The organism is Chryseobacterium sp. Leaf394, assembly GCF_001424105.1.
Lineage (GTDB): Bacteria > Bacteroidota > Bacteroidia > Flavobacteriales > Weeksellaceae > Chryseobacterium.
In genome coordinates this window covers 564,952-586,850 of sequence record NZ_LMQH01000011.1, presented here as the reverse complement: position 1 = coordinate 586,850, position 21,899 = coordinate 564,952, and the positions used below count along the sequence as shown (strand labels likewise).

Sequence of the window (21,899 nt, the reverse complement as noted above, 5' to 3'; positions counted from 1 at the left end):
AAGAATGGAAAGTGTTTCAAAACAGTGATGGAAAGCACAGAGCGCATCTTTCAAAACGAATGGGACAAAGACGGTAAACCCAAGTATCAGATGCTGAATAAAAACGAAATCCACACGTACCTGAACTTTAATGAGAAAGAGGGTCGTCTGAATCCGAGCTTTCTTCTTGATGACAAGGTGTATTTTGAGTTTGCCTCTTTAAAAGCTACAGAAATTCCTGTATTGATGGAAAGTATCAAAATACCAACGGAATGGTTTTAGATCTCCGTGGCTGCAATGATGACGGCTCATTAATCAATATCTTTGATTATCTGCGGACTAAACCGGAACATTTCGGGATTTTGACTCAGGCAGATTTCAGCCAGCCACGCAAATTCTGCATCCTAGATAATATCATTAATATATCCTACAAGTTTGCGGGCAGGAACAATCCCACTGCCTACAAAGGTCAGGTTGTTGTTTTAATTAACGAGTACACACAGAGCGCAGCTGAACTTTGGGCAATGATATTTAAAAAGGTTCCCAAAGTCATCTTTGTTGGAAGAGAGACTGCAGGGGCTGACGGAAATAAGACCTGCATTAAATTGACCGACGGAAATGAACTTATTTTTCAGGACTGGGCATTTATTATCCAAATGGTGATGTAATCAGGATCTTCTTTTGCTGAAAGCTTTAGAACTCATTGATCGGAAGAAATAAATTTAAAAAATTTAAAGTGCATTCACCTGGCAGGTTTTGAGGGATGCAGGGAGGGGATAAAGCATTTATTACGAATACAGGAATAATTAAGAAATATAAAAAAACATCCATCATAATTTGATGGATATTTTGTTTAGGAGAGTATTATNATTCCTCAACAGAAACTTTTCGGAAATCCTTAAAAAGTTTGCTTAGTTCTAAAGCTGATTTTCGGGCTCTTGTCCCTGCGGCTTTATTTCCTTTTTCAGATTGCTGATTCGCTTCAGTTGAAAATGCTTCAAATTCAGCATTGATTTTTTCGATAAGTTCTTTCATAACTGTATTGTATAAATATAATTGGATGCCAAATATATTATTTTTTTTTAGTTAGATATGGTTTTTCACACAGGATTAGAAAGTTTACATTTTACGGCCTTTGGATTTGTTGACTGTTTTATTTTTCCTCACTTGTTCTTTTGCCGGATTTCTGAAAGAAAATTGAAACTTTCCAATATTCTTGTCAAATGTGATGTAGCCCTGGTATTTCTTCCCGTTTTTGTCTGTTAGACCATTGATGTATGCAGGTTCTCCTTTTTTGAGTTTTTCGATTTGCCATGAGAAGAGTCTTTTGTCACGAAATGTGATTGGAATTCCTGATTCCTGATGATTGAGATTCTGGCCTTTTACGGTTTTGCTTTGGAGGGTTCTTATATTTTTGCTGAAAAGAAATTCTACATATTGCCGGTCTGTATTGAACTGGACGGTGGCATTGAATAAAGTGTCTCTTCTGGAAATCATGTTTTCTAGGTAAAGGGGTTTGCCTTCTTTTAGGGTATTTTTTTGGCTTTGGTCGAGGGTTACGCCTTTGATGGTGAGGGGGATTCTGATGTATTGGNTGTTTAATGGAATGAGGTCATTGGTCAGACGGTCTCTGCTGATAAGGGAAGGTTGGACTTCCTGGGTGATGGGATGGATAAGATCCACTACCCTGCCCATATTACCTGTCTCCTGCAAATTGATCTGGTCTTCTCTGGTGAAGGTATGACCCAGAAAAGGCTGGGTGTAGTCTGGTTCCGGTTTGACGGGAAAGAATCGGATTTCCAGATGTCCTGCATTTCCGACTCTTAAAGCTATTCTTGCATCTGTTGTCAGGACTGTTGTATCATTACTAATTTTGATGGGAAGCAGCATGGGAGTTTTGTAGCCTTTGAGTAATGGTTCCAGTGCATTGATTTTCTCAAGCTTTTCCCTGCTCAATCCTGTTTTGGAAATGATATCCCAGTTGATCTGGTCAGGATCATAANAAATGAAACGCAGGTTTATTTTCACCTGGAAAACTGTGGTGGTCGTTTTGATTGCTTTGACTGCTTTGACTGTTTTGACTGCTTTGACTGTTTTGATTTCTTTGATTGTTTAGGTAATTACTGTAATGGGCTTCTACTGAATCTATGGAGACTTCATATTCTTTCAGTACCTGTTGATTTTCGTCTCCGGAGTCGATGATGTACTGTTGTAAATCTGATGCAGTCTGTTGGGCTTCATATTCGGTGACTTTGAAGAAGGAGTATTCCTGCGGATTTTTCATCTGGTGATAAAAGTTGATGTAGAACTGAGTAAAGGCATTCTCGTTTTGTTCTATTTTTAGGATTTGATCTGAGCTATTTTGGTTTGGTGATGTCTGCTGTACAGTACCGTCAGGATTGATGTCCTGTACGATTCCAACCAGCTTACTTCGGTTGTGAAGAACCAGTAAGGTATCGGATGCTTTTAGATCTGGATTGGATTGCGGATCAGCCTGCGTATCCTGTTGTTGCTTGTCAAGTTGTTTATATTTTGGATGATTATTTTCTTCCATACTCCGCATGTTGACTGAATTACTGATATGCAAAACTAAACAGTAATGCTAGTACTGAGTTTCTTGTTGGACTGAATGGCTTTAGTTGGCTCAGCATGTCTGCAGATCACTTGGTAACTCACTATATAAGATGGAATCATCCTGAATATACTTTGGTATTGAGATAAGGTATAGATAAAGGCAGGATAATGCCACTGAAAGCGTGGAATTAATATAGAGTTTTAATTTATCGTTTATTTTTGCACATGTACAGTTTGGGTTTCGAGAGAAACTGTGTCTAATGCCATATTTATTGGTCGATCAGCGAGAAATTATGGGTTAATCTGTTAAATTACCTAAACATTAAACTTTCTGTTCCAATGAGAAAAATCAACATGAACTTGTGTCGTTTTCGAAAGTAATATCTAAAATCAGAAAACGGATCAAAACAGGTATATCAAAAATGAGCGGAAAATTTTTATTTCAAAGCAATTTAGCAGAGTTTTGAGGGATTGGCAACCAGAATTAGCTCTAAAATTAATTCTTTTTCAATGATACAATATCTTAATTTTTTTATATTTTAAAAAAAGTTTAAATCAAATTAAAAATTAATTTATGCTAAACGCACAATAAGTTATAAAAAGATTAGTATTGCTTAGATCCTATTTTTTTTTAGATTTTAACATTCTATTTTTTTTATTCTGTTATAAACCATACAGACAATACAATTTGTAAATTTTAAATATGTTTTAAAGAAGTTATCTTAAATATCGAATAAGGCATTCTTACACTGACGAGAACATTATTTTGAAACAGCTGAAATAACTTCTTGAGTAGATAACTTAAAGCGAAAATTGCACGAAGTAATTAGAAGCACATGGTTACCAGATAAACTGGTAGAACTCTATGTATCCCAAGTAGCTCAATGTAAGAAAAACGGTATCAATCAGTCCGTGGACAATGATATTGATCCAGATATTTTTGAATTTTAGATATATAAATCCAAAAGCAATCCCGAATACGAATGTCATGATCAGTCCGGCTGTACCTTGATACAGATGAGGCAGGCAGAACATTAATGCGGAAAGGATGACTATAAGAATTTTCTTATCACCGAAGATATTTTTCAGTTGAGCGAAAGCAAATGCCCTGAACAGCAGTTCCTCACCTATCGCAGCACTGATCCACATTCTGTACAGCCATTTGAGATACTGTGCTGTGTCACCTTTGATATGCTTAAAAGCAGAATAATCAGCCGGTTCATTACAAAGCCAATTAACCAGCGGCTGGATCATAAAATCCACACTTAATTCCAAGACCAAATATGAAAGTAAAATATTTTTTATGTCATCTGATTTGAGATTGTTAAAATTGAGTGATTTCAGATCTCCATTTTGCAGGTAGGTACTGATCAGAATAAAAATAATGATGACACAAAAGGTATACGGAAATTTGGTCAGCGGATTATAGATCAGTAAAAAAGATATGGTAAGTAATACCAGAGATATCCATTTAGTTTGTAGCAGCCTTTTCATCGTCATCATTTTAAAAGTATATTTTACAAGACTTAAGATGCCGGCAGGATATTTTCAAAGAACTTGGCAATGTTTTTTTTCAGTTTTTCAAAAATGTCCGATTCTCCAAATTCCTTATTATCATAGCCTATCGGAAATCCCCTCTCTACATATTGATTATTTTTTAGAGTTGTAAGATTTTGAAAGTCCCTGTTCACAATTCCGGTCTCATCGGTATGGATATCTAAGTATTTTATAGCCGCATTTCTGGAGAAATTCAACTTTCTGATCTCTATGGTCTTTACCTCTTTCTTCAGATCAGATCTAAAATACAGATTCATTTTTCTGGTATCAATGACCGTCTGCCATTCACCGGGATGTATTGAATTTAAAATATTCCAAGCATAGTCGACAGGCTTTTCGTTGTACGTATAATTTTTTAGCATGTAGTAAGCACGGCTGTAGCGGTCTTCCCATTTTATTTTCTTTTCAAAATCAAATCTGTCTTTTCCGCCAAGAAAATCAAATTTTTTAGCAGCGGTCAGATCCTTATGGTACTGATTATTGCATAGCAATGGCATTGGCATTTCTTTATCTGTAAGGATTTTATATCGACCGTTTAATAAGGCAATTGTCGCAGAATTTCCTTTGGCATCGGTCAGGAAAAAATGACTTCCTGCTGCATTGGGCCACCAGTTAATGTTTGGACCATCATTAAGATGATCAACCACTTCTTTTACCGTTTTGTAGTTGTCCAACTGATACTGGATCCATTGTGCCCAGAACATATCAGGCTGTTTTGGATTATATACTTTACTGGTCTCTTCGAGATATAATTCAACCAAAAAAAGACCTTTTTCATTGACGCCGTAGCAGGGAAAATCATATCCCAAAAGATTAAACGTAACGGAACCGAATTTTGAAGTCCATTGTTTATTGGCCTGTGTCTGATCAGTTGTCAGATTTTGCCAGCTGATATTTCTTTTCAGGACATCCCGCTTATTAATGACAATCATTCCTGGCATTGTTTTCCAGTTTTCGTTAAAGCCAACGACATTATAATTGTTTCCTGTCAGCAAAAATGCCGAGCACGCTTTACTTTGGACTGAGTATACGAGAGCGGAGATCAAGATGTAACGGAGAAAGAAAATTTTCATAAAGAATAATACTTTTTTAAATGAGCAGCAGGAATAGATTAATTGGCAGAGCCTGAATCTTTTTACAGAAACCTATGTTTTGTGATCTGAATATTTTATACTAAACAAATTTACAATTATTGACCAAATGAAGTCAATGGTTATTTGTAACCAAAATATGATCAGATCGCAACCAATTTTTCCTTTATGCCGGCAACTATAAAGCAATGTGTTATGAAATAAAAATGTTCTAAATAATCATCAAACAGATTAATGGGTAATCTGACTAAAATTCCCTTTTCTGAAGGAGATTAAGTCTGCTATCTTATTAGTGACGGTATGTAAACGAGCTCCAGAGACAAGGAAGGCGTTCAATATAGAACAATTATTAGTTCATTTTAATAGGTTTTATTGATGACTTTTACTTTAGACTGAACCAGTTGATGTTAGGAATGATTCGGCATATATTTTTAAGATCGTACTAAGATATAGAGACTGGGTGCTCTTTATAATTCTTTGTTTGAAGAAACTTTTTGATCCAATTTTTCGATACATTTTTTATATCTAGCAATATTAAGAAATACCCATCATAGTATGATGGGTATTTTTTGTAAGAGAATATTACNATTCCTCAACAGAAACTTTTCGGAAATCCTTAAAAAGTTTGCTTAGTTCTAAAGCTGATTTTCTTGCTCTCGTTCCTGCGGCTTTGTTTCCTTTTTCAGATTGCTGATTCGCTTCAGTTGAAAATGCTTCAAATTCAGCATTGATTTTTTCGATAAGTTCTTTCATAACTGGAATGTATAAATTTAATTGGACGGCAAATATATTATCTTTTTTAGTTAGACATGGGGTTTACCCTTGTTTAGAAAGTTTACATTTTGCGGCCTTTGAATTTGTTGACTGGTTTATTTATCCTTGCTTGTTCTTTTACCGGATTTTTAAACCAAAATTGAAACTTTCCAGTATTCTTGTCAAATGTGATGTAGCCTTGGTAATTCTTCCCATTTTTGTCTGTTAGGCCATTGATGTAGGCAGGCTCTCCTTTTTTGAGTTTTTCGATTTGCCATGAGAAGAGTTTTTTGTCACGGAATTTGATGGGGATTCCTGACTCATGATGATTGAGATTCTGGCCTTTTACAGTTCTGCTTTGGAGGGTTCTTATGTTTTTGCTGAACAGAAACTCCACATATTGCCGGTCTGCATTGAACTGGACGGTGGCATTGAATAAGGTACCTCTTCTGGAAATCATGTTTTCTAGGTAAAGGGGTCTGCCTTCTTTCAGAGTGTTTTTTTGGTTTTGATCGAGGGTTACGCCTTTGATGGTGAGGGGGATTCTGATGTATTGTNTGTTTAATGGAATGAGGTCATTGGTCAGACGGTCTCTGCTGATAAGGGAAGGTTGGACTTCCTTGGTGATGGGATGGATAAGATCCACTACCCTGCCCATATTACCTGTCTCCTGTAAATTGATCTGGTCTTCTTTGGTGAAGGTGTGACCCAGAAAAGGCTGGGTGTAGTCTGGTTCAGGTTTTACAGGGAAGAACCGGATTTCAAGATGTCCTGCATTTCCGACTCTTAAAGCTATTCTGGCATCTGTTGTTAAGACTGATGATCTGTTTTTTTCGATCTTGATGGGAAGCAGCATGGGAGTTTTGTAGCCTTTGAGTAATGGTTCCAGTGCTTTCATGTTTTCAAGCTTTTCTCTGCTCAGCCCTGTTTTGGAAATGATATCCCAGTTGATCTGTTCAGGATCATAGNAAATGAAACGCAGGTTTATTTTCACCTGGAAAACTGTGGTGGTCGTTTTGATTGCTTTGACTGTTTTGGCTGCTTTGATTTCTTTGATTGTTTAGGTAATTACTGTAATGGGCTTCTACTGAATCTATGGACACTTCATATTCTTTCAGTACCTGTAGATTTTCGTCTCCGGAGTCAATGATGTACTGTTGTAAATCTGATGCAGTCTGTTGGGCGTCATATTCGGTGACTTTGAAAAAGGAGTATTCCTGCGGATTTTTCAGCTGGTGATAGAAGTTGATGTAGAACTGAGTAAAGGCATTCTCGTTTTGTTCTATTTTCAGGATTTGATTTGAGCTATTTTGGTTAGGTAATGTCTGCTGTACAGTACCGTCAGGATTGATGTTTTGGACAATTCCAACTAGCTTACTTCGGTTGTGGAGAACCAGTAAAGTATCGGATGCTTTTTGATCTGGATTGGATTGCGGATTTTCATTTTCTTCCATGATGAGCTCTGTTGCTTAATTGATTGCCGTGCTAAACTAGCCAGTAGCATTACTACTGAGCATGTTGTTGTAATAAATGACTTCATTTGGCTGGATGGGTCTATGGTTAGTTAACATTATTTATAAAGCATCGTGTTATTGTGGTTATACGTGTAAAGTTCTATTAACAGACTGCTTCGTTTTTCTCTAGGAAGTAACCAAAACCTTAATTTAACGGTCTCGCTTAGAAAGGTCTATGTCCAGAATATTTTAATTGATTGTTTCAGTTTTTTCAGTTTGTATCACTGTTTCATACTCTGCATCAAAACAGACTGATTAATCCGGAATTTCTTTCACCGGAAAATTGATTCAATTTACAGTAGAGGTAAGTTCAATGGTTTTCCATCCATCTATCCATCCAATCAATCAACTCAAATCATACTATCATCCGCAAAAGAATAATGCCCATCTGAAGTCAAAATAGGATGATCCAGCAAATTCATACTTAGAACTTTTGCAATTCCATGAAAACAATAAGAAAGCACTTTGATAAAGCTTGAAATTTTTTTGCGGAGGCTCCGCAATCCCGGATTGTGGATACCCAAAAAGATTTTTTTCCGAAGGGACAACGGAATATATTTGCTATAGAAAATCGTGTACCCTCATATGCAATGCCGAACTTTAATTTTTTTTATCAAAGAATCAGATAAATAAAATGAAATATCATGAAATGGTAATGCATAATTTCCGTTGAAAGGACAACTAGGCTTACAGGATTCAGGAAAAGGTCTGATCAAATTTTCAATAGATCGCATGCGAACCATACAGATTCCCAACTCCATTTGACGTGATGTTTTGTATCTTAGCTACATTTGATAATAATGTGATATCAATGGTTGTGTGCAAATCACATCGATTAGTCGTAAACTTCGTAAAAGCAAATGGAAAACTTTGTCAAATTTATAAGACAAACGATCAGCATTGATGATAGTGAATTGAATATCGTTCTCTCAAGATGCAGAAAAAAGTCAGTTCCGAAAGGAACACTCGTCCTTAAAAAAGGACAGATCGCCAATCAGTATTTTTTTATTATTTCCGGAGGTCTGCGTTTCTTTTATGAAGGCGTGACCAGCGAAAATACCACTTGGGTCGTTTTTAAGAATGAGTTTTTCACAGAAATTTCGAGCCTCAATCCGCAAAAACCAACCAGGTTTAACATCATCGCTGTAGAAGATTCAGAACTGGTTGTCATCGATAAAAAAGATATGGATTTCCTTTACGGCCACGTCCCTGTGTGGCACGAGTTCGGCAGGAAAATATGGGAAGAAACATCTGTTAGGATGATCGATCAGATTCTGAACTTTCAAACGCTTACCGCTGAAGAAAGGTATCTGGAATTCATCAACACACCGGAGATTCTGCAAAAAATTCCTGTCAAACAATTGGCAAGCGTCTTAGGAATCACACCAAATGCTTTGAGCCGAATACGAAAAAATATCAAATAGATCATTTACTACCATCTGGTAGTTTTGCCGGTACAGAGATAATTTATCTTTGTATTAATTAAAATTGATATGAACAACAATTCAAACATTACAACAGATAAGTACTCTGATGCTGAATTAGTAAAGAATCTACCAGGCTTTGAAAATAAATATACAACCGTTAACGGTATCAAACTTCATTATGTGGAAGGCGGCAACGGGAAACCAGTAATCTGTCTTCCCGGCTGGCCGCAAACCTGGTATTCGTTACAACCCATAGCAATGCAATTGGCCAAAGAATATCGTGTTATTATTGTTGATCTTAGAGGCATGGGAACATCAGATAAACCAGAATCAGGTTATGATAAAAAGACAATGGCTAGAGACATTCATCAGCTTACTGTGCATTTAGGTTTTGACAAAGTGAGTTTGATGGGACACGATATTGGCGGAATGGTCGCGATGAGCTTTGGATTTAACTTTCCAGAATCTACAGAAAAACTGATCGTTCTTGATGGATCACATCCAAGCGAAGGAATGTATCAAATGCCACTCATACCTTCTCCGGGAACGTTCACTGAAAAGATGGACAGCGAAATGCCTTATGCCTGGTGGATGGGATTCAATCAGGTCAAGGGTCTGCCTGAACAATTGTTGGAAGGCAGATTTCATTTGCTGCAGGAATGGCTTTTTAATTATGTGATGATTGACAAAAGCAAAATGACGGAACTTGAAAGGGCGGTTTATGCAGCAGCTTACAATGACCAAGATAGTATCAGGGCGTCCAACGCCTGGTATCAAACATTTCATCAGGATATTGAGCATTCCAAGCACTATCAGCAATTGACGATGCCGGTCTTGGGAATTGGAAGCTACATCAGTTACAATTATATGAATTACGGATTGCCTTTTGTTGCTGCTGATGTTCAGATTGTCGGAATTATGGACAGCGGACATTATCTGTTTGAAGAAAAACCACAGGAAGTGCTTGACATCGTACTGTCCTTTTTAGCATCGTAGAAAAAGATTTATGAAAAAAACAATTTTAGTTGCAGGCGCAACAGGCAATTTGGGAAACAGAATTTGCAGAGAATTAGTAAAACATGGCGCTACAGTCAAAGCAATTGTTAGAGATTCAACCGACATAGATAAGATTGAGATTCTTGAAAAAATAGGCGTTGAGGTGAGGATCATTGACTTAAACGATATTGATTCAATATCTGCTGAATGCAAAAATGTTGACTGCGTAGTTTCTGCACTAGCAGGATTAGGAGATGTCATTATTGATCTGCAAAAAAAGATTTTAGACGGCGCCGTAAAAGCAGGTGTCCCAAGATTTATCCCTTCTGATTTCTGTACTGATTATAATAATTTGAATGAAGGCGAAAACAGAAATTTCGATCTTAGGAGAACTTTTCAAAAGTACATTGACCAATCGCCTATCCGGGCATCATCAATTTTCAACGGTTGTTTTGCAGATATTTTGAAGTACAATACGCCTATCCTGAATCTGAAAGATCAAATTATTGGCTATTGGGGAGAGAAAGCGGATTGGGAAATGGATTTCACAACAATGGATGATACCGCAGCTTTCACAGCAGAAGTTGCTTTGGACGATTCAGCGCCAAGAAATCTGCAGATCGCAAGTTTTCAGATCAGTCCAAAAATGATCCTTGATGATGTGAAAGAAATAACCGGCCAGGAATTCAATTTGCATCAACTTGCAACATTAGAAAATTTTGCGGAATACATCAAGAAACAAAGAGCAGATGATCCGGCCGGTGAAAGCGAATTGTACGCAAAATTCCAACAGGGACAATATATGTACTCAATGTTCACAACACAGCACAATCATCTTGCAAACGATCGTTATGAAAGTATTGTATGGACAGTAAGTACCGATTATTTAAAAACATTTTTATAATAATATTTCCTTAAAAATAATCCTTTGCCATCTGTCCGAAATTTAACGACCTGGGACAGATGGACAAATTTTTTCAGCTATTCATTAAGATAGCTATGACTTTCTTTTTAAATTCACAACGGATCATTCACAAGATTTCATTGGGCTGGCAATTATTGATACAGCTTTGCAACATCAAATTGCAACAGCAATGAAGACATTACCTCATTGATCCTATATTATCTATAATCCGCAGGCTTACGATATTACAAAATACTTAAGAGATTAATCCTAGCAAAAACGCATCAATATCATTTTAATGTTGTATTTATAACTTCTACAACATCGTGAAGTATTGCAGCTGCCAATATAGGCAGATCGTTTGTGTATTTTTGGCAGCTTTTACATTACCCTTACAGGAAGCACCATGTATGAGTCCCGACAATACTTCCTCATCTGCTCACCGTGAGTATGGCCTGCAAATTCAGTAATCTTATCTAATACATTTGCATTGTTCGTGATAATTCCTGACATAAATTTTAAAGTGGTAATTAAATTCAATCGTATTTATCCGCAAAACCGGAAAGGATTTTCAGCATATCAATACCCTTTCCTAAGACAGGCTTGAAAATATCACCAACATCTTCCAAACGTTCTAAGGCATTGAAAATAGTAAAATCACTCATCTTCAAGCCTTTTTTCACTTCATCCCAGTGAAGAGGCATGGATACGGTAGCACCAGGTTTTGGCCTAACGGAATAAGCAGAGGCAATGGTCGCATGCGGCCTGTTTTGTAAAAAGTCCAGGTACATCTTTCCTTTGCGGTCGGATATCTGTCTTTCTATGGTTGTAATTTTCGGAAGTTCTTCATTAATCAATTTGACAATAACCCGTGCAAATTCTTTACTCTGTTCATAAGTATATTTATTGCCTAAGGGTATATAGATGTGAAGTCCCGTTGAGCCGCTGGTCTTGCAGTAGCACGGCACGCCCATATCATCAAGGATCTGTCTGGTCACCTGCGCGGTTTCAATGACCTGGTTGAAGGTGTTTTTATCCGGATCCAAATCAATGATGCAGTATGTCGGGTGATCAGGTTTTCTTACCGTACTGTTCCATGGGTTCATTTCAATACAGGCAAGATTGGCCATATACAGCAGTGTGGCTTCGTCGCTTCCGACCAGGTATTGTTTATCTTTATGGTCGGTATCACTATGATAAATATACCGGTCAATCCATTCCGGCGCTTTTCCCGTAATATCTTTAAAGTAAAAACCTTCCTCTTCAATCCCATTCGGAAAGCGGTTCATGCTTTGCGGACGTCCTTTGAGATACGGTAAAATGTAAGGTGCCACCTGGTAATAATAGTTGATCAGATCACGCTTTGTTATTTTATCATCCGGCCAGAAGATCTTGTTGAGGTTCGTGAATTTCAGATCGTGTCTGTTGATCTTCTTTACCTGCGTGACTTCCGTCGGATTGAGAAGTGTTTTTCTTTTGCTGTTGCTGCGGGGCCGGATGATTGACTTATCCGATACAACTTCTGTGGTTTCAGCTTCCTTTTCAAGAACCACAGTCTTTGCTTTCTTATCATCCCTCATACCTTCAAATGATGGATGACGCATAACGCCGTCTGTCGTTAGTTCGGTATAGCTGACCTCCCCGATCAGTTCCGGCCTAAGCCAAGTCACCGTTGCATGGGGCGGATTCGGACGGAAGCGGGAGGGCTTGTTGATATCCGGCTCTTCAGAAAATGGTACTTTATCTGTGATCAGTGGTTTGAACTGCCCCATCATCTCTTTCTGCATTTTGGCATTGAATCCTGTCCCTACTTTCCCGGTGTAGATCAATTTTTTACCCTCATACACTCCTACCAGAAGGCTACTGAACAGTTTGTTCGAGTCATCATTTAAGGTAAAACCTCCTACGACCACCTCCTGCCGTTTATTGGCTTTGATTTTGAGCCAGTCTTTGGTTCTGTTCTTTGTATGGTATAAGCTGTCTTTTCTTTTAGCCATGATGCCCTCCAGTCCCATTTTTTTGGCAGCTTCCAGGAATTCAACTCCGGAGGTATGGAAATCCTGGCTGATCAGGATGGATTCATTTTGTGGCAGAATTTGTTCCATAATCATTCTTCTCTCTGTTAATGGAAGATCTTTCAGGTCTTTGCCTTTATACCATAATATGTCAAAGACATAATATACGAGATCGCCGTCTGCCTCGCTCCGCCAGTTCTGCAGGGAGCCGAAATCCGCTGAGCCTTTTTTACCCAGGACAACGATTTCTCCGTCAATGATCGCATTGAGGTTCATCTTTTCCAATTCCTGCTGGATGGGATAGAACTTATCCGAAAAACTTTTATTGTTTCTGGATTTGAGCTCCACATGTTTACCGTACATAAAGGCTACCGCCCTGTAGCCATCCCATTTGATCTCATAGAGCCAGTCATCGCTTTCAAAAGGCTGGTCAACCAGCGTGGCCAGCATAGGTTCCACCTCATGATAAAATTTCTGCCCGGGCGCATTTTTTAATAAGGTGCTGACTTTTCGGCTTGCAGACTTTTTCTTAGGCACTTCGGCATTGAGCTGGAGATCCACAAGTTCGGCCGCTTTCTTGCCTGTACTTTTTTTATCCTTCGTCGTACTGTTAACTTTGACAATATTTTCACCATAGACCTTAGCCGGCCCTTTTTCCATCTGGGCAATGGTCTTCTTTGAGATCACGGATTTATCTTTTAAGGTGATGTCATCTTTTGTAGCATACCGGTCATCTAGTTTCATCAGAAGCCAGCCGTTCTCCCCTCTCCCGTATGCTTTGACCAGCGCGAACTCACCTTTTAATTTCTTACCTTTCAGCTTGATTTTCAACTTTCCTGAGTACAGCTGATGCAACAGATTTTTCTCCTGTTTCTTTAAATCCCCTTCGACAGGTTCTGCCGCTTCATACGTCCCTTCATCCCAGATGATCACTGTTCCTCCGCCATACTGCCCTTTGGGTATGATGCCTTCAAAATCCTTGTAATCGTAGGGATGGTCTTCTACCATCATCGCCAGGCGCTTGATAACCGGGTTAAGGGACGGTCCTTTTGGAACTGCCCAGCTCTTCAATACTCCATCCATCTCCAGGCGGAAATCATAATGAAGGTGAGACGCATCATGCTTTTGGACGACAAACCGCAGTTCCTTTCCGGAAGGCATTCCGCCGAAAGGCTCCGGCGTCTTATCTTCTGATCTTTTTTTATGGTAATCTGATAATTTCATAATGTTGACTTTTAGATAATAAAAATCTTTCTGACAAGGTCAGAAAGATGAGACGTAATAAGCGCTTTCTGTAAAGCTGCTGGATGGATTATTTTTTATGCTTATCCTTCAAATAAGCTTCAAGAACTTTTCGGTCGTTGGATCCTGTCGCACGGATCGCTCCCGTAACAGCCTGAGAACTGACATTCATTTTATCTTTGAAATACTGGATTTCATAATTTTCAGAACCGCTTACTTTGCTTCGGTCACGCTGATCCTTTTTTGATTTATTGTCTGCCATAACATATATTTTTTTTATAACACGAACAAATAAAATGCCAGCAAAACACTTATTATCAATTAAATAGTAAGTAAAACTACTTTATAGTATATTGATTACATTGGCTCAGTACAATATCTTAGTTTGATCGATCTTGAGAAAACCCGAGGATTCCATCTTTTCTAGAGTACGGATCACCTTTTCTACACGAAGGCCAACTGAAGAGGCCAACTGGGATCGTGTGAAAGGAACCTGGAAACAGATAAGTTCGTCGTAACCAAAATACTCTTTGAGATCTTTCAACAGCTTGTAGATTTATTTCGGGATCTTTTATGGCTAAAAATGATGAGATCAGGTATCGGAAATGCAGACGTTCCACCGTATAACGGCGTACATTAAAAAAATGTTCAGAAAAATCTTTAATGAGAGTTTGATAAAATCCTTTTTCTAGCTTGATGATATCGCAGACTGAAACAGCAATTGCATTGCTCACATAGGGTTTCTCGGTCAGCAGGGAGATTTCACCGAAACAATGTCCTTCAAAAGGGAATCTGTGGACGAATTCCTTTCCATCTTCAAAAACATTATTAAGCTTGACGATACTTGATTAAATTTTTAGGTCAGATAGCTTTCATTTATCTTTAAGCTTTAATCTGAAACGCTTAAGAATTTCTTCACAGTAATAAACTTGAGCATCAATAGAGTGAGTCTCTTTTAATACGGCAATTTTTTCACTGACAAGAATTTTTCCATGCTGTGAAATAGAATAATAAGCGAAAAGTTCCCCCTGTGATTCTTCGACAGGCGTTGCATAACCTGTGATGGCGATTGACCAATCGGTATTGTAGATTTTAGCAACGTGCAAAGCCATTGTTTCAGCAATGTTGGATGATACACAGTCGCATTGAGAAGCTTCATTTTCGTCAACTTTTAAAAGATTTACTTTTTCTTCTAATGTATACGCAGTCATTCCTCCGCTGAAAAACTTCGATGCATCTTTCATTTGTGAAAAAGAATAACTGTAGAAATCCTGCCGTAACACTTTTTGCCGTTAAGACAGTTTCACCTTTCGAAAGAAGGTGGCTCTCAATTTCCTTAAAAACACATTGCAAATCATTCATTCTATCGCCTAAAAACTTGGACGGCTCATTTGAAATAAAATTGTCTCCTGAATCTAAAATACTCATGATTATTCGCTTTTTTTCAGTTAATTTTTAATATTCCCATTTTCCAGGCAATCGTTTGCGGATAATAGATTCAGCTATCACTAATTGACCATAATTAATTTTTTTTCTTGTTATAGCAGTTGGTAAATATGTTTGCCGACTGCTATCTTAAAAACAGATAAAATGAGCAATACAGAAAATAAAATCAAAAATGCAACAGCAGATCTCTTACTAAAAGATGGAAATTTCGGATTTATACTGTACGATGTCGCAGAAAGATCAAAGAAAAACCGAACGGTGATCCACTATTATTTCCGATCGAGAGAAAATCTCTTAGTAAAGACCTTCAAATTTTTTTTGAGGATTTTTTAAAAAGTTTTAAAGATCTAATGTCAGAAGTACAGAATGCTATTGATAGGAAGGAATTAGGATATCCAAATGCCCAATATTTTTTAAGCGACCTTTTTGCACTATCTTCATTCTCATATGTGTTCAGCAATTTTTTCTGCACTTTAGACAGATCAACGCATCACAAGTCGAGTTCACGGGACTGTAAAAATAAAAATGGAAGGATTTTGGATCTCCTTTTTTAAAAGGATCTACAAGTAAGCTAAAATTATACTATTTTACATCAAAAAAGTTTTCTAAAAACAAAGGTGAATTGTGGGAAGTAAAGAACGGATTTTAAAGAAAAAAGCTGAAGTTGCACGTTCCATTCTTGACGTAGCACTGCATATTTTGACCACGGAAGGAATTGACGGGATCAGTATGAGAAAAATTGCGTCAAGGATCGAATATTCATTACCTGTTATTTACGCACATTACCGCAGCAAGGAAATAATAACAGACAGACTGACTGATATTGGTTTTCTAAAATTACGTAAACAAATGGAAAGGTCTGTGGCAAATTCCGAAGGGCCATCTCCACCGCTTGAAAAAATGCTGACCGGATACGTAGAATTCGCTCTGGAGAATAAATCGTTATATCTCCTGATGTCAAGGAAATCACTTGAAAAACTTTCAGAAGAACATCATCGATCTGAAGCTGAAAAATTGGCGGTAGATTTTAAATCAGTAATAAAAAATTCACTTCCTGCACAAAGAAAAAAAAGTGAAAATGAAATCGATACAGTATATTATGGTATGATATCCCTGGTTCATGGAATCATTACAGTATCTTTTGCATCAGGGAAATTTTATGGCCGGGAAAGAGATCTAATTATTAGCAAGTTTGTGAAAGCAATTATTGAGTAAACAGCAATTTAGGTATTACAAAAAGGCTATATAGATAATCAACTGGAATACCACACAATTATGTGCTGAATAAAAAAAAATCAGACATAGAATAATTGGTATGCCTGATTGATATGATATGATATGATATGATATGATATGACATTATGGTAATGCCTAAATGCAGGGGATAACCACAAAGTTATGGTCAGGCATAGAATCACTTTTTTACGATTTTTCAAAGGAAGTCACCATCCATCACTTCATCATGTTTTTTATAAACTTTTGCCAGCTAGATTCTTTTTAATTTTCATCATAAGAAAATCTGGAGTTATACGGGGAAGATTTGATAGAAACCAATTCATAGAACCCACGATCTTCTTCCCTTTTCCATTCAGCAATAGTTTTACACCCTCTTCGGCAACGACTTCAGGATGTACCGGCTTGTTGGTTCTCACCATTTTGGCCTTGAGCATTTCCTCGGTGTAAAATCCGGTATCAATCGGCCCGGGACAGAGTGCAGTAACCACAACGCCCGTACCCTCAAGTTCGGAGGCGAGTGTTTCCGTAAAGGCCAGCACGAAACTTTTCGTAGCAGAGTAAACCGAATAATACGGAAATGGCAGAAATGCCATAACTGAGGAAACATTCATGATCCGGCCTGATCCTCTTGCTACCATATCAGTTGCAAAAAGTTTGTTGAGTACTACCAGACTGGAAATGTTCAAGTCGATCATCTTCAGTTCCTCTTCCAGGGAAGTCTCTATGAATTCTCCATAAGTTCCAACACCGGCATTGTTGACCAGACCTGTAACCAACAGATTTTTCTCCAGAACTTCACCGTAGAGCTCTATAGCATTATCCACCACAGAAAGGTCTTTGACGATGCAATACACAGAGATCTTGTAGATACTGATCAATTCTTCCTGCAACTTTCTGAGCTTTTCCTCGCTTCTCGCTACCAAAATCAAATTTTTGCCTTTCTCTGCCAGTTGAATAGCCATTTGGTAGCCTATTCCGGATGATGCTCCGGTAATTAATATGTACTCTTCCATTTGTTTAGATTTTAATGATTAATTCTGATTTTGTTCGTTATCAGTTTCAATATCCAGACTTGGCGGGATCAGTTTGTACATCACCGGTGTCACAATTCTTGAGAGAATTGTTGAGCTTATCAAACCTCCGATCAACACAATGGCCAAAGGTGCGATCAATGGATTTGAATTTAAGGCCAAAGGAATCAATCCGCAGATTGCTGTGATGGAAGTTAAAACCACAGGAAGAAAACGTGTTTCTCCGGCAATGGCAATGGCTTCGTCGATCGATTTTCCTTCCAGTCTGAGCTGATTCGTGAAATCTACCAGCAAAAGAGAATTTTTAACCTGAATTCCCGACAGTCCGATGAATCCAATGATCGCAACCATAGACATCGGGCTTCCGTCGATCAGCAGGAAAATTACCCCACCTAAAATTCCTAACGGAATGATGGACAAAACAATAATGATCCCCTTGAATGTTTTGAACTGTAACAACAAGACAGCAATGAAAAGGAACGTGCTCAAAATAATGACCGAGATAAAGTTACCACCCAGTGCATCGCCTTCAGATTCTTTTTCACCAGCCAGTTTGTAAGAATAGCCTTGCGGCATTTTCAGTTTGTCAAGCTGAGGAACGATATCCACCAACAGGTCATTGGCATAGTACCCTTTGGCCGTCATTGCCGAAACTTTGGCAAATCTTGACTTATTGAAGTGGTTGATCGCTGTTGGCGAAGTTTCAAAGGTAATCGTCGCGATCTGATTCAGTGCGATCGGTGCTCCCTGAACATTGTTGACATAAAGATTTTTCAAAGCATCAAGAGTGGAGAATTTTTCCCTTGGCAAAGTTAAGGTCACGGTTCTTGAATCACCCCGGTCATCAATGTAATCTCCAACAGGAAGTCCGGCAATGGCAAGGCGGATCACTTTATCGACCTCACTGGTCATCACGCCTAAGGTTCTTGCTTTTTCTTTATTGATCTTTACCTTGACATCTGTTTTATAGGTATTCAACTCATTATTGACGTAAACTGTACCTTCCTGTTTTCTCAGAATATTTTCAACCTGTGAAGAGAGTGATCGCAGCACCGCAGGATCTTCACCAAAAAGGCGAACCACAATATTGGCTTCAATAGGTGTTCCCTGTTCGAAATCTTTGACCTCAATTTTCGCATAAGGTATTGTCTTGAATTTTTCTCTCAAGGTTTCGATCAGTTCGGTCTTTACAGCTGGTTTTGCCTCGTCATCCAACTGAACAAAGACCTGGGCAAAATCGGGTTTTCTGTCCTGTGGATGCACATTGTAATAGATCTGCGGGTTTCCTTTACCCACATTCGAAGTATAATAGGTGATCTCCTTGTGATTTTTTAATTCAGACTCAACGATCTTCGCCACTCGGTCACTTTCGGAAATGTTGGATTGAAGAGGCATTTTGATATTGATCAGAAACATCGGTTTTTCAGAGGTTGGAAACAGTTTAAATCCTGTGAAACTGAATAACGCAAATGCCAAAACACTCAAGACCAATGAAATTCCGATTGTTATCTTTGGATATTTCAAAGCTCTAGGCATAATACCCTTGTAGCTGTTGGTCAGGAATTTCTGAAGGTACTGAAGAAAGATATTTCCGCCTTCGTGGTCGTGGGTCTTAAGGAATTTACTCCCCAGAAAAGGAACCAAGGTCAACGCGACCAACATCGAAGCTAAAACACTCGTGATCACTGCCATCGGAAGACTTCTCATAAATTCTCCTGCAACATCAGGAAGGAACGCCAAAGGAAGAAACGCAATGATCAGCGTGGCGGTACAGCCAACGACTGCCAAGCCGATCTGTCTGGTTCCTTTCAGGACCGAATCTTTCTTGGAATGCCCTTCACGCAGCCATCTTTCAATATTTTCGACGACCACGATACTGTCATCGACCAACAGTCCCAAAGCGACCACCAAACCAACGATACTTAACTGGTTCAATGAAAATCCCAGTGCGTTCATTGCAATTAATCCCAGTGCCAGTGACAAAGGAATGGAGATCATTACGATCACTGAGGCGCGCGTCCCTAAAGGCAGTAGCGTGATAATGACCAATATGATTGCCAATCCAAAGTCAATACCCAAATGTCCCAGACGCTGCGAAACCATATTCGCCTGATCGAAGTTTTTAACCAATTTAATGTTTTCAGGAAGCTCCTTTGCAGTCTGCTCAAGGATCGGTTCAAATTCTTTCTGAACATCTGTAATATTGACATTATCCTTCATCCCTGCACTGACAAGAACACATCGGTGTCCGTTGATCCTCGTGATATGATCTACCGTTTGCGATCTGTAACCCACTTCGGCAACATCTTTCATATAGACGATCTTTCCGTTCGCATTGTAGATAACAGTATTGGCTACATCTTCCTCATTTTTGAACTTACCACTCGTTTTTACGTTGAAAACTTTAGTGTCCATATCAATACTTCCACCCGGAATGTCGGCAGCCTCGCTCTGTAAACTTCCCATCACGACATTCAGAGGGATTCTCAGCTGAGCCAATTTATCCAGTTTCAGATCTACCCTGATCTCCTGTTCCGGAATCCCTGAATAGATAACATTTTTAAGATTGGTGATCTTCTCCAGTTTTGTTTTAAGTTTGTCTGCTTCGTCGTGAATTTTTTTCTCCGAAGCATTTTCAGACACCAAGGCTACCTGCAGAATTTTGACATCGGCAGAAGATATCTTTTCTGTTTTGATCTGATAGATGTCTTTTGGAAGCTCGCTGTTTTTTAATGCATTGATCTCTGTGGAAATTTCCTGGTACTTGTTGTCCACATCAACGCCATATTTGAATTTGACCTCAAAGGCGACAACACCATCTTCCACAGTGGTCAGGATCTTATCGATATTCTCCAATCCGTAGATCTTATTTTCAATAGGTTTAACCACCTGTTCTTCCATATCCTTTGGACTTGTACCTGGGTAAATGACCGTGATGAGATATTGAGGCGGATGCGTTGCCGGATCTTCCGATCTTGGCATTGTGAACAGTGTCAGAATACCCACTACGGCAACGAGAAGAAACATGATCAGTGTGAACTGATAGTTTTTTACAGCAAAATTTGTAATTTTCATCAGTTGTTATTTAATGATTTTAATGTTCGACTGCTCGTTCAGATAGGCACTGTTGGAGATCACTATCCTATCGCTTTTCTGAAGTCCATCCTGTACGAAAACTTTGCTGTTTTCGAATTTGGCGATCGTGATCGGTCTTTTCTTGACCTTGCTGTTCTCAACAACAAAGACAAAGGCTCTGTTTCCGTCAGCTTCGAGTAGAGAATTATATGGGATCACAATAAAGTCTTCGGAATGATCGGTCTGGATCTCTGCCTTTCCGAACATTCCCACCGCAGGTTTGCTGTCATTCATCGTCAGTTTGAGCTCCACCTGAAAAGATCCGACCGCCATATCGGCAGCCTGCGATTTCCTGAACACAAAGGCATCGAATTTCTTTCCGGGATAACCGTCGAGTGTAACCACTGCTTTTTGCCCGATCTTTGTGGATGCCCATTCGGTATCTGTCAAACCGACTTTCAGTAAGTAATTGTTGTTGTGAGAAGTTTCATTGATCATCAGAACCGGAGAGCCAGGGCCCACGATTTCGCCTTTGTTGGCTATTTTCTGCGAAACGAAGCCGTCAGAGCTTGCATAGATCTTTGCATATCTGGCATTGAAAGCAACGGCATCTTTCTGTCTTCGGGCAATGTCAAGACCTGTTCTTGTGTTCTGAACCTGCTCTAAAGTATAAACACTGTCTTTATATAGATTGGTTGCACGTTTGTAATCACGCTCATTCTTCTGAACATTCAGATCGGACTGATTCAGACCGGCACGTATCTCTGTCTCATCAAGTGTTGCCAAAAGCTGACCTCTTCTGAAAAACTGACCTTCCTCAACATACACGCCGCTCACTACTCCACCGATCTTGAACGAGTAGGTCGTTTCATTTTCTGTTGTCACCAAACCTGATGCGCTGATGTTTCCGGCAAGCGCCAGAGATCCTACCGATGCGGTCTTTACGGGAATGACCTCGGCACTTACAAAGGGTTTGACTTCTTTTTTCTCTTCTTTGCAGGACATGATGAAAAAAAGAGAAAGCATTGATATTTTTAATGTTTTATTCATGATCTTTTA

The 21,899-nt window shown here is 38.7% G+C and carries 17 protein-coding genes; 7 read left to right on the top strand and 10 right to left on the bottom strand.

Annotated features, from left to right (window positions below):
• Positions 1-27: 27 nt before the first annotated feature.
• Positions 28-261, top strand: coding sequence for a hypothetical protein (locus ASG21_RS07185; protein WP_056077582.1), 234 nt, complete (start codon positions 28-30; stop codon positions 259-261).
• Complete coding sequence (locus ASG21_RS07180) at positions 252-647, top strand: S41 family peptidase (protein ID WP_056077579.1); 396 nt, start codon at positions 252-254, stop codon at positions 645-647. Before ASG21_RS07185 ends, ASG21_RS07180 begins: the two co-directional genes overlap by 10 nt.
• Positions 648-848: 201 nt before the next feature.
• Here ASG21_RS07180 and ASG21_RS07175 read toward each other — a convergent pair.
• The 4 genes from ASG21_RS07175 to ASG21_RS07150 all read right to left on the bottom strand — a co-directional run.
• On the bottom strand, positions 849-1,014 hold a 166-nt coding region (locus ASG21_RS07175; protein ID WP_128414320.1), incomplete at its 3' end, for a histone H1.
• A 2,379-nt stretch (positions 1,015-3,393) separates the two neighbouring features.
• A complete protein-coding gene (locus tag ASG21_RS07160; protein ID WP_157844517.1) occupies positions 3,394-4,047 on the bottom strand; it encodes a type II CAAX endopeptidase family protein in 654 nt (217 codons plus the stop codon).
• 32 nt (positions 4,048-4,079) lie between these two features.
• Positions 4,080-5,183, bottom strand: coding sequence for a linear amide C-N hydrolase (locus ASG21_RS07155; RefSeq protein WP_056077567.1), 1,104 nt, complete (start codon positions 5,181-5,183; stop codon positions 4,080-4,082).
• A 605-nt stretch (positions 5,184-5,788) separates the two neighbouring features.
• A partial coding sequence (locus ASG21_RS07150) for a histone H1 (RefSeq protein ID WP_128414320.1) occupies positions 5,789-5,954 on the bottom strand: 166 nt, incomplete at its 3' end.
• 2,374 nt (positions 5,955-8,328) lie between these two features.
• Between ASG21_RS07150 and ASG21_RS07135 the strand changes: the two genes are divergently transcribed.
• From ASG21_RS07135 to ASG21_RS07125, 3 genes are all read left to right on the top strand, one after another.
• Positions 8,329-8,892: a Crp/Fnr family transcriptional regulator gene (locus ASG21_RS07135; RefSeq protein WP_056077554.1), complete on the top strand. Its 564-nt coding sequence runs from the start codon at positions 8,329-8,331 to the stop codon at positions 8,890-8,892.
• A 69-nt stretch (positions 8,893-8,961) separates the two neighbouring features.
• The gene (locus tag ASG21_RS07130; RefSeq protein WP_056077551.1) at positions 8,962-9,891 is read left to right on the top strand and encodes an alpha/beta hydrolase; all 930 of its coding nucleotides are present in this window, start codon (positions 8,962-8,964) and stop codon (positions 9,889-9,891) included.
• Between the two features lie 10 nt (positions 9,892-9,901).
• Positions 9,902-10,795, top strand: coding sequence for an NmrA family NAD(P)-binding protein (locus tag ASG21_RS07125; protein WP_056077547.1), 894 nt, complete (start codon positions 9,902-9,904; stop codon positions 10,793-10,795).
• A 536-nt stretch (positions 10,796-11,331) separates the two neighbouring features.
• Here ASG21_RS07125 and ligD read toward each other — a convergent pair.
• The 3 genes from ligD to ASG21_RS07110 all read right to left on the bottom strand — a co-directional run bounded on the left by ligD (position 11,332) and on the right by ASG21_RS07110 (position 15,335).
• Positions 11,332-14,034, bottom strand: a complete 2,703-nt coding sequence (gene ligD / locus ASG21_RS07120) for a DNA ligase D (RefSeq protein ID WP_056077544.1) — start codon at positions 14,032-14,034, stop codon at positions 11,332-11,334.
• Positions 14,035-14,122: 88 nt separating this feature from the next.
• Positions 14,123-14,314: a DUF3606 domain-containing protein gene (locus tag ASG21_RS07115; protein ID WP_056077542.1), complete on the bottom strand. Its 192-nt coding sequence runs from the start codon at positions 14,312-14,314 to the stop codon at positions 14,123-14,125.
• Positions 14,315-14,924: 610 nt separating this feature from the next.
• Positions 14,925-15,335: a CinA family protein gene (locus ASG21_RS07110; protein ID WP_241773470.1), complete on the bottom strand. Its 411-nt coding sequence runs from the start codon at positions 15,333-15,335 to the stop codon at positions 14,925-14,927.
• Between the two features lie 513 nt (positions 15,336-15,848).
• Between ASG21_RS07110 and ASG21_RS20035 the strand changes: the two genes are divergently transcribed.
• A complete protein-coding gene (locus tag ASG21_RS20035) occupies positions 15,849-16,052 on the top strand; it encodes a hypothetical protein (protein WP_128414236.1) in 204 nt (67 codons plus the stop codon).
• Positions 16,053-16,122: 70 nt separating this feature from the next.
• Positions 16,123-16,713 (top strand): TetR/AcrR family transcriptional regulator, encoded by a 591-nt coding sequence (locus tag ASG21_RS07100; RefSeq protein ID WP_056077532.1) that lies wholly within the window; start codon positions 16,123-16,125, stop codon positions 16,711-16,713.
• A 254-nt stretch (positions 16,714-16,967) separates the two neighbouring features.
• On the opposite strand, the gene ASG21_RS07095 is transcribed toward ASG21_RS07100, so the two are convergent.
• The 3 genes from ASG21_RS07095 to ASG21_RS07085 are packed head-to-tail and all read right to left on the bottom strand — an operon-like array spanning position 16,968 to position 21,890.
• The gene (locus ASG21_RS07095) at positions 16,968-17,747 is read right to left on the bottom strand and encodes an SDR family oxidoreductase (protein WP_056077529.1); all 780 of its coding nucleotides are present in this window, start codon (positions 17,745-17,747) and stop codon (positions 16,968-16,970) included.
• An 18-nt stretch (positions 17,748-17,765) separates the two neighbouring features.
• Positions 17,766-20,840 (bottom strand): efflux RND transporter permease subunit, encoded by a 3,075-nt coding sequence (locus ASG21_RS07090; protein ID WP_056077526.1) that lies wholly within the window; start codon positions 20,838-20,840, stop codon positions 17,766-17,768.
• 6 nt (positions 20,841-20,846) lie between these two features.
• Positions 20,847-21,890 carry an efflux RND transporter periplasmic adaptor subunit gene (locus ASG21_RS07085; RefSeq protein ID WP_056077523.1) on the bottom strand — a complete coding sequence of 348 codons (1,044 nt, stop codon included), beginning with the start codon at positions 21,888-21,890 and terminating at the stop codon, positions 20,847-20,849.
• Positions 21,891-21,899 lie beyond the last annotated feature (9 nt).